A 17,082-nucleotide genomic window follows, 5' to 3' on the forward strand; every position below is an offset into this window, starting at 1 on the left:
CATCAATCCTCAGCCGATCACACGGGTGGCCGTGGCGTCCAGCTTGGGTGGGTTCTCAAAGGTGTGGAAAGGCGCAGGGGATGGGACTTCCCATTCCAGGCCCTCGGCACCATCCCATGGTTTGGCAGCGGCCTTTTCACCCTTGCCACGCATGGCGGGCACGATAACGGCCAGGAAGAAATACACCTGCATCAGACCGAAGCCGAATGCACCCACGGAAGCAATTGCATTGAAGTCAGCGAACTGCATGGGGTAGTCGGCATAGCGGCGGGGCATGCCGGCCAGGCCCAGGAAGTGCATCGGGAAGAACGTGATGTTGAAGGTGATCAGCGAGCCCCAGAAGTGGATCTGGCCACGGGCTTCGGAGTACATCACGCCAGTCCACTTGGGCAGCCAGTAGTACACGCCAGCGAACATGGAGAACAGCGAACCGGCCACCAGCACATAGTGGAAGTGGGCCACGACGTAGTAGGTGTCTTGCAACTGGATGTCGATGGGTGCCATGGCCAGGATCAGGCCGGTGAAACCACCCATGGTGAACACGAAGATGAAGCCCACCGCAAACAGCATGGGGGTCTCAAACGTCATGGAGCCACGCCACATCGTGGCGATCCAGTTGAAGATCTTCACAGCCGTGGGCACGGAGATCAGCATGGTGGCGTACATGAAGAACAGCTGGCCGGTCACAGGCATGCCGGTCGTGAACATGTGGTGGGCCCACACGATGAACGACAGAATGGCGATGGAAGACGTGGCATACACCATGGAGGCGTAACCGAACAGCTTCTTGCGCGCAAAGGCGGGCACGATCTGGCTGATGATGCCGAAGGCCGGCAAGATCATGATGTACACCTCGGGGTGGCCGAAGAACCAGAAGATGTGCTGATACATCACCGGGTCACCACCGCCTGCGGGGTTGAAGAAGCTGGTGCCGAAGTGGCGATCCGTCAGCGTCATGGTGATCGCGCCAGCCAGCACGGGCATCACGGCGATCAGCAGGTAGGCCGTGATGAGCCAGGTCCAGGCGAACATGGGCATCTTCATCAGCGTCATGCCGGGGGCGCGCATGTTGAGGATGGTCACGATGATGTTGATCGAGCCCATGATGGACGAGGCACCCAGGATGTGCATCGCAAAGATGCCGGCGTCCATGGAGGGACCCATCTGCAGCGTCAGCGGGGCATACAGCGTCCAGCCGGCGGCGGGTGCGCCACCGGGCATGAAGAACGATGCCACGAGCATGATGGCCGCAGGAATCATCAGCCAGAAGCTAAAGTTGTTCATGCGCGCAAACGCCATGTCGGATGCGCCGATCTGCAGCGGGATCATCCAGTTCGCGAAGCCCACAAAGGCCGGCATGATGGCGCCGAACACCATGATCAGGCCGTGCATGGTGGTGAGCTGGTTGAACAGCTCGGGGTTCACGATCTGCAGGCCGGGCTGAAACAGCTCGGCGCGAATCAGCAGCGCCAGGATGCCGCCGATCATCAGCATGGTGAAGGAGAACAGCAGGTACAGCGTACCGATGTCCTTATGGTTGGTGGCATACACCCAGCGGCGCCAGCCAGTGGGGCCATGGTGGCCGTGATCATCGTGTGCGTGGTCGCCCGCGTGACCGTGGTTGTCCAGAACTGCGCTCATGTTCGATTCCTCAATACGTTGGGGCGGTGATTACTTGCCACGCTGGGCCACGATTTCGGCGGGCTGCACCAGCTGGCCGGTCTTGTTGGACCACGCATTCTTGGTGTAGGTGGCCACCGCAGCGATGTCAGTGTCGCTCAGTTGCGCCCAGGCGGGCATGGCACCGTTGGCAGCACCCTTGAGCAGAATCTGGATCTGCTTGGCGTGGTCGGCGTCCAGCACCACGGCCGAGGCGTCCAGCGCCTTGATGGGGCCGGCGCCCTTGCCATTGGCCTGGTGGCAGGCCGCGCAGTTGGCGGCGTACACCTTTTCGCCGCGCTTCACGAGGTCGTCCAGCGCCCAGACCTTGCTGGGGTCGTCCAACTTGGCCGCGGCCAGCTTCTTTTGCTCGCCAACCCACGCCGTGTAGTCCTCGGCAGACACCACTTTCACATGGATAGGCATGTAGGCATGCTCCTTGCCGCACAGTTCGGCGCACTGACCGTAGTAGTCGCCAATCTTTTCGGCACGGAACCAAGTATCGCGCACGAAGCCAGGAATCGCGTCTTGCTTGATGCCGAAGGCCGGCACCATGAAGGCGTGGATCACGTCATTGGCGGTCGTGATGATGCGGATCTTCTTGCCCACGGGCACCACCATGGGGTTGTCGACCTTGAGCAGGTAGTCGGTGGGTGCGTCCTTGACATTACCGCTGTCGGACATGACGCGGTGATTGCTGTCCAGCGTGGAGAGGAAGGCAATGCCCTCGCCTTCACCGGTGATGTAGTCATAGCCCCACTTCCACTGGTAACCCGTGGTCTTGATGGTGAGGTCGGCGTTGGTGGTGTCTTTCTGGGCTACAAGCACCTTGGTGGCGGGCAGCGCCATAAGGATCACGATGATGAACGGCACCACCGTCCACACCACTTCCACCGTGACGGACTCGTGGAAGTTGGCCGACTTGGCGCCCTTGGATCGGCGATGCTTCCAAATGGAATAGAACATTACGGAGAACACTGCAACAAAGATCACCGTGCAGATGATCAGCATCATCCAGTGCAGGAAATGCTGCTCTTCAGCAATTTTCGTGACCGGCGGATGCAGGTTCAGCTGGTTGACTGCAGGGCCGCCAGGCAGGTCCTGGACAGCATGGGCCGCGGAGCCCACCCATGCACCGGCAATCAGCAGCAGAGAAGCCAGCTTGTTGGAAATGCTCTTCATAGTTCTCACTTACTTCTAAGCCTCAATTTAACCAATCCCTTGGCGCGCCTGCGTGGGGTCAGGCTGCGCGCAAGGCCATGCGGATCTCCGATGCCAGGGCCGGTCGAAGTTCGGGGCGCACGTAGCGCCCCACTTCCACAGATCGGCCCTGTGCAGACAACGTGATCAGCGAACGGTCTCCGGTCTTGGGTTCGACTCGAACCCGGCTCCGGTCAAACTCGGCGCGTTGCAGTTTGCCTGCTGTCTCCAACTCCACCACAAGGCGCGAGCCCTGCAATGAAATCCTCTCGCCATCCGCCGCATGGCGACCGTACATGGCGAATGCAATCCCGACTGCCACTATCTCCAACCATGCGAATGGCATGACCAGACGGGCACCCAACATCCAGAAACCTGTCGCAATACCCAGGGAGACCACGCACAGCGACAGATAGATCCAGCCCAGTTGTGTCGGCGTGACCGAACAATTGCGGACCAGACGCCAGTCAATTCGCTGACCTGACACCGTGGCAAAACGAAAAATCAAGCCCGTCACCGGAAGTGCTCACAAGGCTGCCGGCTGCACCCTTTGCCATGCATTGGCACAACAGGCGCGGCCCGCAAAGTTGCACGGGAAGATGCCCAAACCAAACTCTCAATAACCTGGAATTGTAGCGTGCCTTGTTCCATGTCATTGACAGCAGGTAACAGGTTAGTTCTCTTTGCCGCCCTTGCGCAACATGGCGCGCATATCCTGAAGCGACACGGCACTGCTTTCGCTGACGCGCACGCGCGGCGCGGGCTTGAATGCATGGCCGTAGATGATTTCAAAAGTCAGCGCCAACTGACCGCCGTGGGTGGCATCACCCAGCCGGTCCGTCAGCGCTTGATAGAGCATCTCGCGCCAGCGCCGTCCGCGCAATGAGGGAAAGCGATCAGGGTGCAGGTTGCAGCCCAGCTCGCGCAGCTCCTGAATCAGGCGCTCAGGCGTGGCAAACGTGAGCGTGATGCGCTCCATGTCCATCACCGGCTCGGCAAAGCCGGCGTGAACCAGCATGTCGCCCCAGTCGTGCATGTCGGTGAACGCATGGCCCGCCGGCGGCCAGCCCAGATCAGCGTACACGGCGCGCAGTTCGCGCAGCGTGTCGGGGCCCAGGCACGAGAACATCAGGTAGCCGTCCACGGCCAGCGCGCGGTGCCACCGGGCTATCAGGCCTTGCGGATCGGCTGCGGTGTGCAACGCCATGTTTGCCCACAGCATTTGCACACTGGCTTCGGGCGGGGGGCCAAACTGCGGACTGGCGGCGCTCCAGCGCGATGGGCTCCACCAGGGCTTTGCCAACGTGTCGCGCGCCACAGCCTCGCAATGCGGGGCTGTTTCGTGCACCAGCGTGCGCGCATTGCGATAGCGGGTACTGACCAGCGCGTGGCCTTCGACACCGCCGCGCACCATGTCCCAATCGCACCAGACTGCTGGCGCAGTGCGAATCCACTGCAGGCGGTCCTCCATGCGGCGGGCCACTTCTTCGTGCAGCCAGGGGGACAGCGCCGGGGCGCGCGCATGCCAGCGGGCCGCAGCAACAGGATCAATGGTGGGAGGACGCTCGGACGACATGGCGGCAATGAGGGACGCGCGAGTATATTGATTCATGCTCTTCAAGGCCTTGCCAAGGATTTTCCGCCCTCTGCCTGCGCTGGCCGCACGCATACCCAGCCAGTGCGCTGCCTGCCACGCCTGGCCGGCAGAGCGGGTGTGCCAGGCCTGCGTGGCCCGGTTTGCGCAGCCTGCGGCGCGCTGCCAACGCTGTGCCGTGCGCGTGCCGGAGGGCGTGGACGTATGCGGCGCCTGCCTGCGCAAACCGCCCGTGCTGGACGCATGCCTGGCGGCCGTGGACTATGCCTACCCCTGGGCCGGCGCGCTGTCCGACTTCAAGTTTCGCGGCGACCCGGGATGGGCCCACACGCTGGCGGCTCTCCTGCGCGGCACGCCCGGGGTGGGGCCCGCGCTTGCGGCCGCGGACCGGGTGCTGCCCGTGCCGCTGTCCGCGGAGCGCTTGCGCACGAGGGGATTCAATCAGTCGGCCTTGCTGGCACAGCATCTCGCCACCTCCCAGGCTGACGCCCACACGCTGCTGCGCCTGCACAGCACCGACGCCCAAAGCGGCCTGCCCCGCGCACAGCGCCTGCGCAATCTGCAGGGGGCCTTTGCCGTGGAGCCTGCCCTGGCGCCGGGCCTGCGCGGCCAGCGCGTGGTGCTGGTGGATGACGTGATGACCACGGGCGCCACGCTGGAGGCTGCCGCAATGCCGCTACGGCAGGCGGGGGCAGCCCACATCACCGGCATCGTGCTGGCACGCACCGCGCTGGACTGAGCAGGCTCACCAACCGCCCGGGCGGAATACTTTTGTTTACCAGCGGTTGCTTAACTCACAATCCGGCCGATCACAATAGCAAGCATGTTCCATATCGTCCTCGTTGAACCGGAGATCCCGCCGAATACCGGCAACGTGATCCGGCTGGCGGCCAACACCGGTTGCACCCTGCACCTCATCGAGCCCCTGGGGTTCTCGATGGAGGACCGGATGATGCGCCGGGCGGGGCTGGACTACCACGAGTACGCCCAGGTGCAGCGCCACGCCGGCTGGACTGCCTTTTTGCGCGACGCCGAACCCGACTCCGCCCGCATGTTCGCCATGACCACCCACGGCTCTCAACCCGTGCACTCCACTGCCTTTTACCCCGGCGACTGGCTGGTGTTTGGCGCCGAAACCCGTGGCCTGCCGCCCGAACTGCGCGACAGCTTTCCGCCTGCGCAGCGGTTGCGTCTGCCCATGGTGGCGGGGCAGCGCAGCCTGAACCTCTCCAACGCCGTGGCGGTGACGGTGTTCGAAGCTTGGCGGCAAAACAGCTTTGCCATGCCCGACGGGGAAGTGACCGTGGAGCCCGAGGGCACCATCATCAGCGGTTTCGCGCAGCTGGGCTAGCTGCCGCACCCCGCCCCTTTAAGCCAGTTGCGCGCGCTGCTCTGCCATCGCAATGGGGACCTGCTCCGTCAGGAAGTCGAGGAACACCTTGGTGCGCGCCGGCAGGAGGCGACCGGAGGGCAACGCCGCATAAATCGTGTAACGAGAAAATATCCAGCTGGGCAGCAGATGCACCAGCTCACCCCTGGCCAGATGGTCCTCCGCCAGCAGGCGCGAAGTGACTGCCACCCCCATGCCGTCAACGGCGGCACGCATCAGCAGTTCGGTACTCACCGACTGCAGCACTGCAGGCGCGTCCACCTCTTCGTCGGGCAGGCCAGGTTGCAACGACTGCAGGCGCAACTTGCGTCCCGCCCCCATCTGCGCACGCACAGGGGCGCTGGAGTCGCGCAAGTGGTCATGGTGCGCCAGGTCCCGTGGCACGCGCGGAATGCCTTTGCGTTCCAGATAGTCAGGCGAGGCCACTACGATCGCCTCTCCTTTGAGCAAAGGGCGGGCCACGATATTGGCATCGAAGTCCTCGCCCGCCACCATGATGGTCACATCGAACTCGTCCACGCGGCTTGATGCATAGGCGTCCAGGCTTACGTCCAGCATGACCTTGGGATGGCGCGAATGCCAGACCGCCACCATGGGCGCCAGAAAGTTGGTGGCCAGCACCGGTGCCGCCACGATGCGGATGGTGCCGCGCAGGTCGCGCGTGCTGGCTGCAGCCGCAGCCTCGGCGTCGTCGATCTCGTGCAGGATGGCGCGCACGCGCTGCAGGTAGGCGTCGCCCGCATCCGTGAGCGCAAGCTTGCGGGTGGTGCGCTGCAACAGCCGTGTGCCCAGGTGCTGCTCCAGTTCGGCCACCATGCGGGTGACTACCGGGGGAGACATGTCCATGGCGCGGGCGGCGGCGGCAAAGCCGCCCTCTTCCACCACACGCTCGAAGATCTTCATGGCTTGGAGGCGGTCCATGGTTCAGACCTTCTGCCTAAAAACACGAACGTCTGGCGAGAACGCAGTCGGTGAAACACGCGCGATGCAGGCCAGCGACCGCCGCGCAAGGGCCGTCCAAGCTGGGCCGCGGCCCCATGCCTGCCTGCGCAGGCATGGACGTGCCCGAAGAGCCGTCGCTTCTGGCAGCGGCACCGAGCGGCGCTGCCGCTCAGGAGGTTGTCCTGCTACGCCGGAGCGCCGAAGTTCCGCGCCAGCGACTCGGCCACGCACACGGGCTTGTCGCTGCCCTCGCGCTCCACGGTCACCAGCCAGGTCATCTGCATGCCGTCTGGCGCCACGGGCTCGGCCGCCTGCAGCGTAAGGCGCGCGCGCAAGCGGCTGCCCACCGGCACCGGCGCCGTGAAGCGCACCTTGTTCAGGCCGTAGTTCACGCCCATGCGCGCGCCTTCGATGGTGAGGCCGGCTTCGAAGAACTTGGGAATCAGCGACAGCGTGAGGAAGCCGTGCGCAATGGGCGCGCCAAACGGCCCGGCCTTGGCGCGCTCCGGGTCCACATGGATCCACTGGTGGTCGCCCGTGGCCTCGGCAAACAGGTTGACCTGTTCCTGCGTGATGGTGATCCAGTCGGTCACGGCGACCTCCTGGCCTACGCAGGCGCTGACTTCGGAATAGGAGCGGAAGATTTTCATCGGCCCAATGTAGCGCCGCACCAGCAGGGCCATTGTCTGCAGGGTGACAGGCTATTTCTCTCACGGGTACTGGCAAGTGCTGTTTCACACGGTCCTTGTTTGCTTGCTTTTTAGCTTCAGTCGTTGAGCCAGGTGCAGATGGCCTGCCACTGCTCCAGGTCGCGCGCCACGCGCCCTGGCGCCACATCAAACAGCGTAAGGCCGTGCGCCGCCAAGTGCACGTAGTTCTGCGTGTCGCGCAGATAGCCCAGCACCGGAAACCCCAGGCTGTCCACAAAATGGTGCAGTTGCTCGGCCGCCTTGGTGCGCGCGTCCACCCTCATGCCAACGATGCCGATCTGCACGCCCTCAGCCCGGCGGTGCTCGGCCAGCTGGTCCAGAAAAGCGCGCGTAGCGAAGATGTCGAACACGCTGGGCTGCAGCGGCACGATGACCTTGTCGGCCAGCTTGAGCACGTCGTTCAGGCGCCAGCCGTGCAGGCCGGCGGGCGTGTCCAGCACAGCGTGCGTGGTGCCCTTGGGCGGGCGGCTGACCACGTCCGAGCTGGTGTCCCAGCCACCAATCGCACGCGCGGCCGGGGGGCGCAGGCCCAGCCAGAGCCGGGCAGATTCCTGCCGATCGGTGTCGCCCAGGATGACCGGATGGCCCTGGCTCGCAAAGTAGCCCGCGATGTTGGTGGACAGCGTGGATTTGCCTACCCCGCCTTTGGGGTTCGCTACGACAACGACTGGCATGACAAGCTCCTTGGAAACAACGAACGACGGATTCCTGAAAATACTGGTCAAATATGCCTCTAGCGCTTATCCAGCAAGCGCTTGCAGCTATCAAAATTGAAATATAGGCGGCACATCCGGAACGTCACGCGTGCTGCCCGCCCCGCTTCACAAAGAACAGCCCCGCGCCCACCGCCATCAGCAGGCCGCCAAACACGCGGTTCTGCGTGCGCACCGCGCGCGCACTGCGCATCAGGCGGCGCAGCGCGCTCGCGCCAAAAGCGTAGCCGTGCATCACCACCACGTCCACCGTCACCGTGGTGGCCGCCATCACGGCCAACTGCGTCCACAGCGGGCGCGTGTCGGTCATGAACTGGGGCAGCACAGCCACCATGAAGATGATGCCCTTGGGATTGGTGGCGTTGGTCAGAAAACCCGTCAGACAGCGCTTTTTCCAGGTGCCGGCAGCCTCCTGGGCATCACCCCGCACGGGCGACGCATCCCCGGCGCGCCACTGGGCGAAACCCACATAGATCAAATAGCAGGCGCCCAGCACCTTGACCACGCTGAAGGCCAGCTCAGAAGCCAGAAGCAGCGACCCCACACCCGCCCCGGCAATCAGCAGGATCAGCAACAGCCCCAGCTGCAGGCCCAGGATGGTGGCGCCTGTCTTGCGCACGCCGTACGAGAGCCCATGGCTCATCGACAACACCGCACCCGAACCGGGCGAGACAGCAATAAGGCACGACGCCGCAAAAAAAGCGAGCCAAGTCTGCAAATCCATGAGTGAAACGCCGAGCCCCGAGCGCAAGAAGAGAAGAGGGGCCGCATCTTAGCAATGGATGGTTAGAGAGGCTGGGGGTGGAACTGATGATGTGCAAAAAAGGCCCTGGCGCTTTTCAGTAATGCGCCGGAAGCTATCAAATTTGAAGCACGCGGCCAGCGAGGCCGCTGCTGGTGTCGGGGCAGAGTCCACATTGCGTCAACACGGCTTCCCGTCACCCAACCCAAACAGGCTAGGCCAACAAACAAGAACGATTCGCATTAGAATTCACCACCCGCCGCCAGCCAACGTCCCGAATTGCCACGTGAGCCAGCGCCTTCTGCGTTTTTTGCTCAACTTTTTCGGGACTTCCATGCTTCCTCAGCCCCTGCGCTCTGCGCGCACTTCGCCCTTGTTGGCGTCTGCACGCCTGCCCTCGTCGTTGTCCCGCCAGACCACCCTGTTTGCACTGACCCCGCTCGCCCTGTGCATCGCCCAGGCCGCCATGGCACAGCAGACCAGCGCACCGACCGCCGACCCGGCGGTGGAGGCGGTAGCCGCGCCCCAGCTCCAAGAAGTCCGAATCAACGCCAGCACCGAAAAAGACATGGGCTTTGCGCCCGTCGAAGCGCAAACGGCCAGCAAGGCCCCGATGCGCCGGCTGGAAACGCCGCAGTCCGTCAGCGTGGTCACGCGTGAGCAAATGGAATCCCGGCAGATCACCAACGTGCAGCAAGCGCTGCAGACCGTGGCGGGCGTGAGCCCGGTCAACTTTGGGCGCCGGGGGTTTGATGACCTGAACATCCGGGGCTTTCGCTCCACCGAATCCATCCTGGTCGATGGCCTGGTACAAAGCCCGGGCATGTGGGCCAAGCTGCAGCCCTACGGCTACGAGCGTTTTGAGGTGCTCAAGGGCTCGGCCTCAGTGTTGTACGGCCAGGTGCAGCCCGGCGGCATCGTCAACGCGGTGAGCAAGCGGCCCAAGAAGGAGGCGATCAACGAGGTGGGCGTGGAGGTGGGCAGCTTCGGCCAGCGCACGCTGCAGGCCGACATCAACCGGCCACTGTCCGAATCGGGCAAGACGGCGCTGCGCATCAATGCGCAGGTGTCCAACGCCGACGACCCGACGCAGTTCGTTTACCGCAAGGACCGCTGGTTTGCGCCGTCGCTCTCCATCGACCTGGGGCCGCAGACCGACCTGGTGCTGTTTGCCACCTACAGCCAGAGCCAATGGATGCGCCAGCAGGGCATCACGCCCTACGGCACGCTGCTGCCCAATCGCAACGGCACGCTGCCCGTCACGATGTTCACCGGAGACCCAAGTTTTGGCGGGTATGACGTAGAGAGCAAAACCGTGGGCTACACACTGGAGCACAAGATGTCGGAGGCCATGACCTTCCGCCAGAACGTGCGCTACGAAACCGAAAAGGGCACGGGCAACTTTGTCTCCAACCAGGCGCTGCAGGCCAACCAGCGCCTGCAGAACCGCCAAGCCTCGCGCCAGTACATGGACTACGACCTGCTAGCCACCGACACCTCGCTGCTGTCGCGCTTTGAAGCGCTGGGCGTGAAGCACCAGCTGGTGACGGGCCTCGATGCGCGCAGCGGCACCAGCCTGCTGGCCAGCCGCACCTGCCGCATTGGTGCGCTGGACCTGTTTGCACCCGTGTATGGCATGCAGGCCACCTGCCCCGAGGCGCTGACGCAGGATGCGCCCGCCAAACTCACCGTAGCCGGGCTGTATGCGCAGGACCAGATCAAGTTTGGCCAGGGCTGGACGGCCCTGGTGGGCCTGCGCCGCGACTGGTCCACCACCGATACGAACAACCGCGTGGCCAACACGCAGACGCGCCAGAAGGACAACGCCACCACGCTGTCGGCCGGGCTGGTGTACGAGTTCAAGCCCGGCTGGGCCGCGTATGGCAGCTATGGCGAGTCGTTCCTGCCCCAGTCGGGCCTGACGTTTGGCGGATCGAACTTTGTGCCCGAAACCGGCAAGCAGTGGGAGGCGGGCGTGAAGTACGAAGCCCCCGGCGGCCAGATCACCGGCGCGCTCGCGGTGTTCGACCTGGTGCGCCAGAACGTGACCACGGCCGACCCGGTGAACACGGGCTTCAGCGTGCAGACCGGCGAGCAGCGCGCACGCGGGCTGGAGCTGGAGCTGGGCGCGGACCTGAAGAACGGCTGGAAGCTGACCAGCGCCTACACCTACACACAGACCAAGGTCACGCACGACAACAACGCCGCCATCGTGGGCAAGCCGCTCAACCTCACGCCGCGCCACACGCTCACGGCCTGGGCTACCTACAAGCTGCCGCAATACCCGCGGGTGACGCTGGGCCTGGGCGGGCGGTATGTGAGCGAGCAGATCGGCTCTTACCCGTTCACCTTGCCGTCGTACTTTGTGGCCGATGCGTCCATCAGCTACGTGGGTGAGAACTACCGCGTGACCGCGGGCGTGAAGAACGTGTTCAACAAGGCGTACTACGACGGCGCGATCAATGCCAACGTGGTCTCGCCCTCGCTGCCACGCAACTTCAGCCTGGGCGTGACGTACTTCTTCTGACGCAGCGCTCCACTCCCGCCGCCCGCACGCCATGACCAGCCAGCGCACGCTCAACCGCCTGTTCACCCTGCACTCCTGGGCAGGTATCGTCACGGGGCTGCTGATGTTCATCGTGTGCTTTTCGGGTGCGGTGGTGGTGTTCAAGCACGAGATCGACCTGTGGGCCAACCCGTCGCTGGCGCAGCTGCCGCGCTCTGACAAGCCTGCTTCCCTGGATGCAGTGCTGAGCCAACTGCACACCCGCTACCCCGGCGCCACAGTGGAGACCATTGCGCTGCCCGATGCGGTCAACCCCAGCTACTTCGCCTTTGTGCGCGAGCGTGGCGCGCCCGCCAGCACGCGCACCAAGGTGGCCTTGCGCTCCGACACGGGCACGGTGGTGGGCCCGGTGGACAGCCAGCTCGGCCAGTACCTGCGCATGCTGCATGTGTTTTTGTTCTTCGGGCCGCGGTGGATTGTGGGGTTCCTCGGCGTGGCCATGCTGGTGCTGATTGCCACGGGCATCGTCATCCACCGCAAGATCCTGGCCGAGCTGTTCACCCAGCGCTGGGGTCGCAGCTTTCGCGTGGTGATGTCGGACCTGCACAAGTCCGCAGGCATCTGGGGGCTGGGCTTTCACATCCTGATTGCAGCCACAGGCGCATGGATGGGGCTGGCGCCGCTGTTTGAGCAAGGCTACCAATACATCACCACCCCTGCAGCAATGGCCGCCGCCAAGCCCGCGCGCAAGGCAGAGGCCAGCGAGCCCGTGCCCATGCAGTCACTGGACGCGCTGTATGCCACCGCGCAGGAGGCCGTGCCGGGGCTGGAGGCGCGTTATGTGTCCATGCGCCGCTGGGGCACGGACGCGGCCGAGGCTAGCTTTACCGGCAACCTGCGCGATCACCTGGCCAGCACCGCGCGGGTGGATATCCACGCCGTCACGGGTGTGCCGAAGAAGGTGCACGACCCGCGCACGGCGGGCTTCTGGTCGCTGGTCAATGGGCTGATGGAGCCGCTGCACTTTGGCGACTTTGGCGGGCTGGCGCTGAAATGGCTGTATTTCTTTCTGGGCATGACGCCCGCGTTTCTGTCGATCTCGGGCACGCTGATCTGGCTGGACGCGCGCCAGCAGCGGCGGCGCGAGGCCGGGGCGGCGGAGCCCGCGCCAGGCGCGGCCGGTGTGGCGGGCTGATCCCTTCTCCTCCATCGCGCGAGCTGCCACCATGCAACGCTTTTTGATTGCCCTGCACGCCACCGTGCCCGCCGCACTGGTGGTGGCAGTGTTCGTGCACCTGTGGGGCCCGCCGGGCCTTCCCCCGCTCGCGCAGCGGCCCGTGTGGACGGTGTGGGCGCTGATCGGCGTGTGGCTGCTGATGTCGGCGGTGGCCGCATGGGCGTTGCGCACGCTGGCGCTGTGGCGCGTGGCGCTGGGCGCAGCGGGCGGGCTGCTGGGCGCGGCCGGCGCTACGGGCCTCGTGCTGGGCAGCGCGCTGGCACCGGCCATGCTGGCCGGCCTGGCCGCAGTGGGGCTCGCCTGCGCGGGCCTGGCCGCATGCATCGGGCCAGCACGGGTGCACGCCCACCGGCGGTCCGCGGTGCCCGCCCCCCGGCGGCATGGGCCCGCCCTAACCGGCCGCTGGCGCCAGCTGGCGGCGCGCGGCACCGCACACCTGCCCTTCTGGCTGTGCGGCGTGCTGGCGGTGGAATCGTTCCGCCTGGCCCACATCGTGGCCACCGGGCCGGCGCGCCCGTCCGGCATGCTGGGCCTGTTGCTGGCCTTTTTTGTGGCCCTGCCGGCCGCCACGCTGCGCCACTGGGCGCCCCGCACCACGTCCGCGCTGTGGTGGCTGGCGGCTGCAAGCTATGGCGGCCTGTGGGCCAAGGCCGGGCTGTGGCAATGGGCAGCGGCAGCGGCGCTGTGCCTGCTGGCCGCGCTGGCCCCTGCACTGGTGCAACTGCGGCGCCGCGCGCTATGGGCCCCGCGCGGCATGGCCGGGCGCAGCGCCGAGCCGCCCCGTTCGGAGGCCGCATGAACCCCGAGCTGATGGGCGCGAGCGCGGCGCTGGCCTCGCTGCTGGGCCTGAGCCACTGGGCACAGGCAGTGCCCACCCGCGCCTGGGGCGATGGCGTGCAAGGCGCCGCGCGGGTGCGTGCCAGGGCCGTGGTGCTGGCCACGCTGGCGCTGCAGACGGTGGCCGCGGTGGCAGCCGCCGGGCCGGCGGCGGGTGCGGCGCTGGTGCTGGCAGCGTGGATGGCGCTGGGCTGGCTGCTGGTGCTGGGCATGAACCAGTGGCCCCAGGCGGCGCGGCGGTGGGCAGTGCGGCTAGGGGTGCTGGGGTGTGTGGGGTGCGGCGTCGCTGTGGCCGTTGTCGGGTTACGCCCTGCGGGCTAACCCGACCTACCTTGAGGCCAAATCGCTCCCCAGCGCTTGATGAATAAGCGCTGGTAACTATCAAGTTAATAGCATCTTGATCAGGCGGCACAATCGCAGGCATGGATGCCTCGCTGCTCAACGCCCCCTGGGTGAACACCCTGCGCTTTGTTCTGGAAGTGGCCGCCACCGTGGCGTTTGCGCTGTCGGGCGTGATGGCCGCGGCGCGCAAGCGGCTGGATGCCGTGGGCGTGTGCGTGGTGGCGTTTGTCGCGGCGCTGGGCGGGGGCACGCTGCGCGACCTGCTGCTGGACCAGCGGCCGTTCTTCTGGATTCGCCACACCGAATTCGTCTGGGGCATCCTGGCGCTGTGCATTGGCGCCATGCTGTTCATGCGGCAGCGGCACTTTCAGCCCACCGAGCGCGCCATGCTGCTGCCCGACGCCATCGGCCTGGGCCTGTTTGCCGCCGTGGGCGTGGACATTGCCACCGCCATCGGCATGCCGCCCATCATCAGCGTGATGATGGGCGTGACCACTGGCGTGTTTGGCGGCGTACTGCGCGACGTGCTGTGCAATGAGGTGCCCCAGGCCTTCAGCGACCACCGCCCCTATGCGCTGTGCGCGTTTGCCGGTGGCTGGGCCGACGTGGCGCTGCGGCAGCTGCAGGCACCGAACTGGGCGCCGCTGCTGGCCTGCGTGCTGCTGACAGCCGGGCTGCGCGGTCTGGCGCTGTGGCGCAATTGGGAGCTGCCGGCCTGGCGGGTGTGACCGGCCCGCGCACCGTCCACGCCCGCACCGGGCTGGCGCACCTGTGACAGCATGCTGAACCCAAGGCCCGCACACTGGGCCCGTCTGATCCCAGGAGACTCGCCCGATGACCCCACTTGCGCCCGCGCCCGCCACCCTTGCCCCCACTGCGCTCATCGACAGCGACACCCCCATCGTTCAGGCCTTTGCCGCCCAGCATGCGCAAGGCAGCACCGACCGCGAACGCGCCGTGGCGCTGTACTTGGCCGTGCGCGATGGCTTTCGCTACGACCCCTACCGCATTAACCTGTCGCCCCACGGCATGACGGCCAGCACCGTGCTGGCCCAGGGCTACGGCTGGTGTGTTCCCAAGGCCGCGCTGCTGACTGCCGCGTGCCGCGCAGCGGGAATCCCCGCACGCATTGGGTTTGCCGACGTGAAGAACCACCTCAGCACCGAGCGCATGCGCGAGACGATGAAGACCGACCTCTTTATCTGGCACGGCTACACCGACATCTGGCTCGATGGCGCCTGGCGCAAGGCCACACCGGCTTTCAACATCGAGCTGTGCGAGCGATTCGGATTGTTGCCACTCGAATTCGATGGCGAGCACGATTCCATCTACCACCCGTTCGACAAATCCGGCGCGCGCCACATGGAGTACGTGCTGCAGCGCGGCGCGTTCGACGACCTGCCGTTGGCGCAGATCGTGGCCGATTTCCGCACCGCCTACCCTGGCTGGCTGCCCGACGATGGCGCAACCCACAGCCGGCTGGACGGCGCCAGCTTTGCGCAGGATGTGGAGCAGGAAACGCGGGCGTGAGCAGCCCTCAGTGATAATGGGTCGCAACACCCGGACCAGACCGCGCCGCTCGCTCCGCCGGGTGTTCTACCATCCACCACCTGCCCCGCCCCATGCTTTCAAAGCTGTCTGCGCTGAGTGTTGCTACCGCTGTCGCCACCGCGCTGTGTCTGGTTCCGGCGGGGGTCCGCGCGCAGCAGGCACCGCCGCAATGGTTCACGTTGACGGGTGACAGGGACGACACCAGCCAGAACCTCATCGAGATCCTGCCGGAGCCCGTGGGCGTGGACCAGCGCGTGCTGCTGGACCTGCGCGTGTCGCGCGACCAGATGCGAACGTCGTTCAGGGGGCAGAAGTACCGGTCGTACTACGCCAAGGTGGTGGTGGACTGCGCCGCCCACCGCGCGTGGTACCTGCAGCTGACGTACTACGCCCTGCCGCTGTGGGTGGGCGCGGTGACGGGGCAGGAGCGCTACCGCGAGGGCGAGGCCGAAGTGCTGTTCCGTGACATGGCCAGCGACTGGTCGCGGCGCATGGTGTCTGCAGCATGCAGAGTGCGCAACCGCTGAGTCTGCGCCCGTTGATATTTGAATGAAAAGCGGCCCCAGCGCTTACCCTATAAGCGCTGGCAGCTATCGTTTTTAACAATCAAAGGCGCCTTGCCATCAGTCCACACTGGCGCCAGACTCCTTCACCACCTTGCCCCACTTCACGCTTTCGGCCTGGATGAAGGCGGCGAACTGCTCGGGCGTTTCGCTGTAGGTTTCAGCGCCCTGCTCGTTGATCTTCTTCTTCACGTCGGCCTGGTTCAGCACCTTCACGATGGCCTTGTTGAGCTGCGCAACCACGGGTGATGGGGTGCTGGCCGGTGCAAACAGGCCGAACCACGACGTGGCCTCGTAGCCCGGCACGCCGGCTTCGGCGATGGTGGGCACGTTGGGCAGCTCGGGCGAGCGCTTGGCCGTGGTCACGGCCAGGGGCACCAGCTTGCCGCTGCGCACGTGCTGAATGGCCGAAGGCATGTTGTCGAACATGATGCCGATCTGGTTACCCAGCAGGTCGGTGACAGCGGGTGCGCTGCCCTTGTAGGGCACGTGCACCATGTCCACCTTGGCCAGACTCTTGAACAGCTCGCCCGACAGGTGGATGGAGCTGCCGTTGCCCGACGAGCCAAAGTTGACCTTGCCGGGGTTGGCCTTGGCGTAGGCGATCAACTCCTTCACCGTCTTGTAGGGCTGCGCGGGGTTGGCCACCAGCAGGTTGGGCACGTTGGCCACGCGGGTCAGCGGGGCAAAGTCCTTCACGGGGTCAAAAGGCATCTTCTTGTACAGCGCGGCATTGATGGCGTGTGTGCCCACCGTGCCCATGAACAGCGTGTACCCATCGGCCGGGGCGCGGGCGGCCGCTTGGCCGCCGATGTTGCCGCCTGCACCGGCGCGGTTGTCCACCACCACCGACTGGCCCAGTTCCACCGTCAGCGCCTGGCCAATGATGCGCGCCAGGATGTCGGTGGTGCCGCCTGCGGCGAAGGGCACGATGATGGTGATGGGCTTGGAGGGGAACGCCTGCGCCATGGCTGCGTTGCTGGACATCAGCCCCGCGCCCAGCACGGCGGCAGAGGCGATGGCACCGAGCGTGAAGCGGCGGCGGGTAGAAGTCTTGATCGGGTTCATGAGGCTTGTCTCCTTCAGGATGGTGGTA

The 17,082-nt window shown here is 65.5% G+C and carries 18 protein-coding genes; 9 read left to right on the forward strand and 9 right to left on the reverse strand.

Features of this window, described 5'->3' with window-relative positions; translation table 11 throughout:
• Window positions 1-9: 9 nt before the first annotated feature.
• The 4 genes from ctaD to ACK4HJ_RS00975 form a co-directional block, all read right to left on the reverse strand.
• A complete protein-coding gene (gene ctaD / locus ACK4HJ_RS00960) occupies window positions 10-1,641 on the reverse strand; it encodes a cytochrome c oxidase subunit I (protein WP_409826864.1) in 1,632 nt (543 codons plus the stop codon).
• Between the two features lie 30 nt (window positions 1,642-1,671).
• On the reverse strand, window positions 1,672-2,841 hold the full coding sequence (gene coxB / locus ACK4HJ_RS00965; RefSeq protein ID WP_409826866.1) for a cytochrome c oxidase subunit II: 1,170 nt from the start codon (window positions 2,839-2,841) through the stop codon (window positions 1,672-1,674).
• Between the two features lie 58 nt (window positions 2,842-2,899).
• Window positions 2,900-3,376: a DUF2244 domain-containing protein gene (locus ACK4HJ_RS00970; protein ID WP_409826868.1), complete on the reverse strand. Its 477-nt coding sequence runs from the start codon at window positions 3,374-3,376 to the stop codon at window positions 2,900-2,902.
• Between the two features lie 156 nt (window positions 3,377-3,532).
• Window positions 3,533-4,435, reverse strand: coding sequence for a biotin synthase (locus ACK4HJ_RS00975; RefSeq protein ID WP_409827381.1), 903 nt, complete (start codon window positions 4,433-4,435; stop codon window positions 3,533-3,535).
• A gap of 34 nt (window positions 4,436-4,469) precedes the next feature.
• On the opposite strand from ACK4HJ_RS00975, the gene ACK4HJ_RS00980 reads away from it, so the two are divergent.
• Window positions 4,470-5,192: a phosphoribosyltransferase family protein gene (locus ACK4HJ_RS00980; RefSeq protein WP_409826869.1), complete on the forward strand. Its 723-nt coding sequence runs from the start codon at window positions 4,470-4,472 to the stop codon at window positions 5,190-5,192.
• An 84-nt stretch (window positions 5,193-5,276) separates the two neighbouring features.
• Window positions 5,277-5,804 carry a tRNA (uridine(34)/cytosine(34)/5-carboxymethylaminomethyluridine(34)-2'-O)-methyltransferase TrmL gene (gene trmL, locus ACK4HJ_RS00985; protein ID WP_409826871.1) on the forward strand — a complete coding sequence of 176 codons (528 nt, stop codon included), beginning with the start codon at window positions 5,277-5,279 and terminating at the stop codon, window positions 5,802-5,804.
• A gap of 18 nt (window positions 5,805-5,822) precedes the next feature.
• On the opposite strand, the gene ACK4HJ_RS00990 is transcribed toward trmL, so the two are convergent.
• The 4 genes from ACK4HJ_RS00990 to ACK4HJ_RS01005 form a co-directional block, all read right to left on the reverse strand.
• Entirely contained in the window at window positions 5,823-6,764 is a 942-nt protein-coding gene (locus ACK4HJ_RS00990) for a LysR family transcriptional regulator (protein WP_409826873.1), read from the reverse strand.
• 206 nt (window positions 6,765-6,970) lie between these two features.
• Entirely contained in the window at window positions 6,971-7,435 is a 465-nt protein-coding gene (locus ACK4HJ_RS00995; protein ID WP_409826875.1) for a MaoC family dehydratase, read from the reverse strand.
• A 116-nt stretch (window positions 7,436-7,551) separates the two neighbouring features.
• Window positions 7,552-8,169, reverse strand: coding sequence for an AAA family ATPase (locus ACK4HJ_RS01000; RefSeq protein ID WP_409826877.1), 618 nt, complete (start codon window positions 8,167-8,169; stop codon window positions 7,552-7,554).
• Between the two features lie 124 nt (window positions 8,170-8,293).
• The gene (locus ACK4HJ_RS01005; protein WP_409826878.1) at window positions 8,294-8,932 is read right to left on the reverse strand and encodes a LysE family translocator; all 639 of its coding nucleotides are present in this window, start codon (window positions 8,930-8,932) and stop codon (window positions 8,294-8,296) included.
• A gap of 352 nt (window positions 8,933-9,284) precedes the next feature.
• On the opposite strand from ACK4HJ_RS01005, the gene ACK4HJ_RS01010 reads away from it, so the two are divergent.
• The 7 genes from ACK4HJ_RS01010 to ACK4HJ_RS01040 all read left to right on the forward strand — a co-directional run bounded on the left by ACK4HJ_RS01010 (window position 9,285) and on the right by ACK4HJ_RS01040 (window position 15,950).
• Window positions 9,285-11,477: a TonB-dependent siderophore receptor gene (locus tag ACK4HJ_RS01010; RefSeq protein ID WP_409826880.1), complete on the forward strand. Its 2,193-nt coding sequence runs from the start codon at window positions 9,285-9,287 to the stop codon at window positions 11,475-11,477.
• A 31-nt stretch (window positions 11,478-11,508) separates the two neighbouring features.
• Window positions 11,509-12,651, forward strand: coding sequence for a PepSY-associated TM helix domain-containing protein (locus ACK4HJ_RS01015; RefSeq protein ID WP_409826882.1), 1,143 nt, complete (start codon window positions 11,509-11,511; stop codon window positions 12,649-12,651).
• Window positions 12,652-12,682: 31 nt separating this feature from the next.
• Entirely contained in the window at window positions 12,683-13,492 is an 810-nt protein-coding gene (locus ACK4HJ_RS01020) for a hypothetical protein (RefSeq protein WP_409826883.1), read from the forward strand.
• Window positions 13,489-13,851 carry a hypothetical protein gene (locus ACK4HJ_RS01025; protein ID WP_409826885.1) on the forward strand — a complete coding sequence of 121 codons (363 nt, stop codon included), beginning with the start codon at window positions 13,489-13,491 and terminating at the stop codon, window positions 13,849-13,851. Before ACK4HJ_RS01020 ends, ACK4HJ_RS01025 begins: the two co-directional genes overlap by 4 nt.
• Before the next feature lie 101 nt (window positions 13,852-13,952).
• Window positions 13,953-14,600, forward strand: a complete 648-nt coding sequence (locus ACK4HJ_RS01030) for a trimeric intracellular cation channel family protein (protein ID WP_409826887.1) — start codon at window positions 13,953-13,955, stop codon at window positions 14,598-14,600.
• 106 nt (window positions 14,601-14,706) lie between these two features.
• Window positions 14,707-15,402, forward strand: a complete 696-nt coding sequence (locus ACK4HJ_RS01035; protein WP_409826889.1) for a transglutaminase-like domain-containing protein — start codon at window positions 14,707-14,709, stop codon at window positions 15,400-15,402.
• 92 nt (window positions 15,403-15,494) lie between these two features.
• Entirely contained in the window at window positions 15,495-15,950 is a 456-nt protein-coding gene (locus ACK4HJ_RS01040) for a surface-adhesin E family protein (RefSeq protein WP_409826890.1), read from the forward strand.
• Between the two features lie 96 nt (window positions 15,951-16,046).
• Here the strand turns inward: ACK4HJ_RS01040 and ACK4HJ_RS01045 are convergent, their stop codons facing one another.
• Window positions 16,047-17,054: a Bug family tripartite tricarboxylate transporter substrate binding protein gene (locus ACK4HJ_RS01045; RefSeq protein WP_409826892.1), complete on the reverse strand. Its 1,008-nt coding sequence runs from the start codon at window positions 17,052-17,054 to the stop codon at window positions 16,047-16,049.
• Window positions 17,055-17,082: the final 28 nt, after the last annotated feature.

The sequence above is a fragment of the Acidovorax sp. genome (assembly GCF_046294525.1).
In the GTDB taxonomy this organism is placed as follows: Bacteria; Pseudomonadota; Gammaproteobacteria; order Burkholderiales; family Burkholderiaceae_C; genus Acidovorax.

Excerpts from the sequence above, each read along its gene's own strand:
- ctaD (WP_409826864.1), bottom strand. The coding sequence starts at position 1,641 with ATGAGCGCAGTTCTGGACAACCACGGTCACGCGGGCGACCACGCACAC.
- coxB (WP_409826866.1), bottom strand. The coding sequence starts at position 2,841 with ATGAAGAGCATTTCCAACAAGCTGGCTTCTCTGCTGCTGATTGCCGGT.
- ACK4HJ_RS00975 (WP_409827381.1), bottom strand. The coding sequence starts at position 4,435 with ATGTCGTCCGAGCGTCCTCCCACCATTGATCCTGTTGCTGCGGCCCGC.
- ACK4HJ_RS00980 (WP_409826869.1), top strand. The coding sequence starts at position 4,470 with ATGCTCTTCAAGGCCTTGCCAAGGATTTTCCGCCCTCTGCCTGCGCTG.
- trmL (WP_409826871.1), top strand. The coding sequence starts at position 5,277 with ATGTTCCATATCGTCCTCGTTGAACCGGAGATCCCGCCGAATACCGGC.
- ACK4HJ_RS00990 (WP_409826873.1), bottom strand. The coding sequence starts at position 6,764 with ATGGACCGCCTCCAAGCCATGAAGATCTTCGAGCGTGTGGTGGAAGAG.
- ACK4HJ_RS00995 (WP_409826875.1), bottom strand. The coding sequence starts at position 7,435 with ATGAAAATCTTCCGCTCCTATTCCGAAGTCAGCGCCTGCGTAGGCCAG.
- ACK4HJ_RS01000 (WP_409826877.1), bottom strand. The coding sequence starts at position 8,169 with ATGCCAGTCGTTGTCGTAGCGAACCCCAAAGGCGGGGTAGGCAAATCC.
- ACK4HJ_RS01005 (WP_409826878.1), bottom strand. The coding sequence starts at position 8,932 with ATGGATTTGCAGACTTGGCTCGCTTTTTTTGCGGCGTCGTGCCTTATT.
- ACK4HJ_RS01010 (WP_409826880.1), top strand. The coding sequence starts at position 9,285 with ATGCTTCCTCAGCCCCTGCGCTCTGCGCGCACTTCGCCCTTGTTGGCG.
- ACK4HJ_RS01015 (WP_409826882.1), top strand. The coding sequence starts at position 11,509 with ATGACCAGCCAGCGCACGCTCAACCGCCTGTTCACCCTGCACTCCTGG.
- ACK4HJ_RS01020 (WP_409826883.1), top strand. The coding sequence starts at position 12,683 with ATGCAACGCTTTTTGATTGCCCTGCACGCCACCGTGCCCGCCGCACTG.
- ACK4HJ_RS01025 (WP_409826885.1), top strand. The coding sequence starts at position 13,489 with ATGAACCCCGAGCTGATGGGCGCGAGCGCGGCGCTGGCCTCGCTGCTG.
- ACK4HJ_RS01030 (WP_409826887.1), top strand. The coding sequence starts at position 13,953 with ATGGATGCCTCGCTGCTCAACGCCCCCTGGGTGAACACCCTGCGCTTT.
- ACK4HJ_RS01035 (WP_409826889.1), top strand. The coding sequence starts at position 14,707 with ATGACCCCACTTGCGCCCGCGCCCGCCACCCTTGCCCCCACTGCGCTC.
- ACK4HJ_RS01040 (WP_409826890.1), top strand. The coding sequence starts at position 15,495 with ATGCTTTCAAAGCTGTCTGCGCTGAGTGTTGCTACCGCTGTCGCCACC.
- ACK4HJ_RS01045 (WP_409826892.1), bottom strand. The coding sequence starts at position 17,054 with ATGAACCCGATCAAGACTTCTACCCGCCGCCGCTTCACGCTCGGTGCC.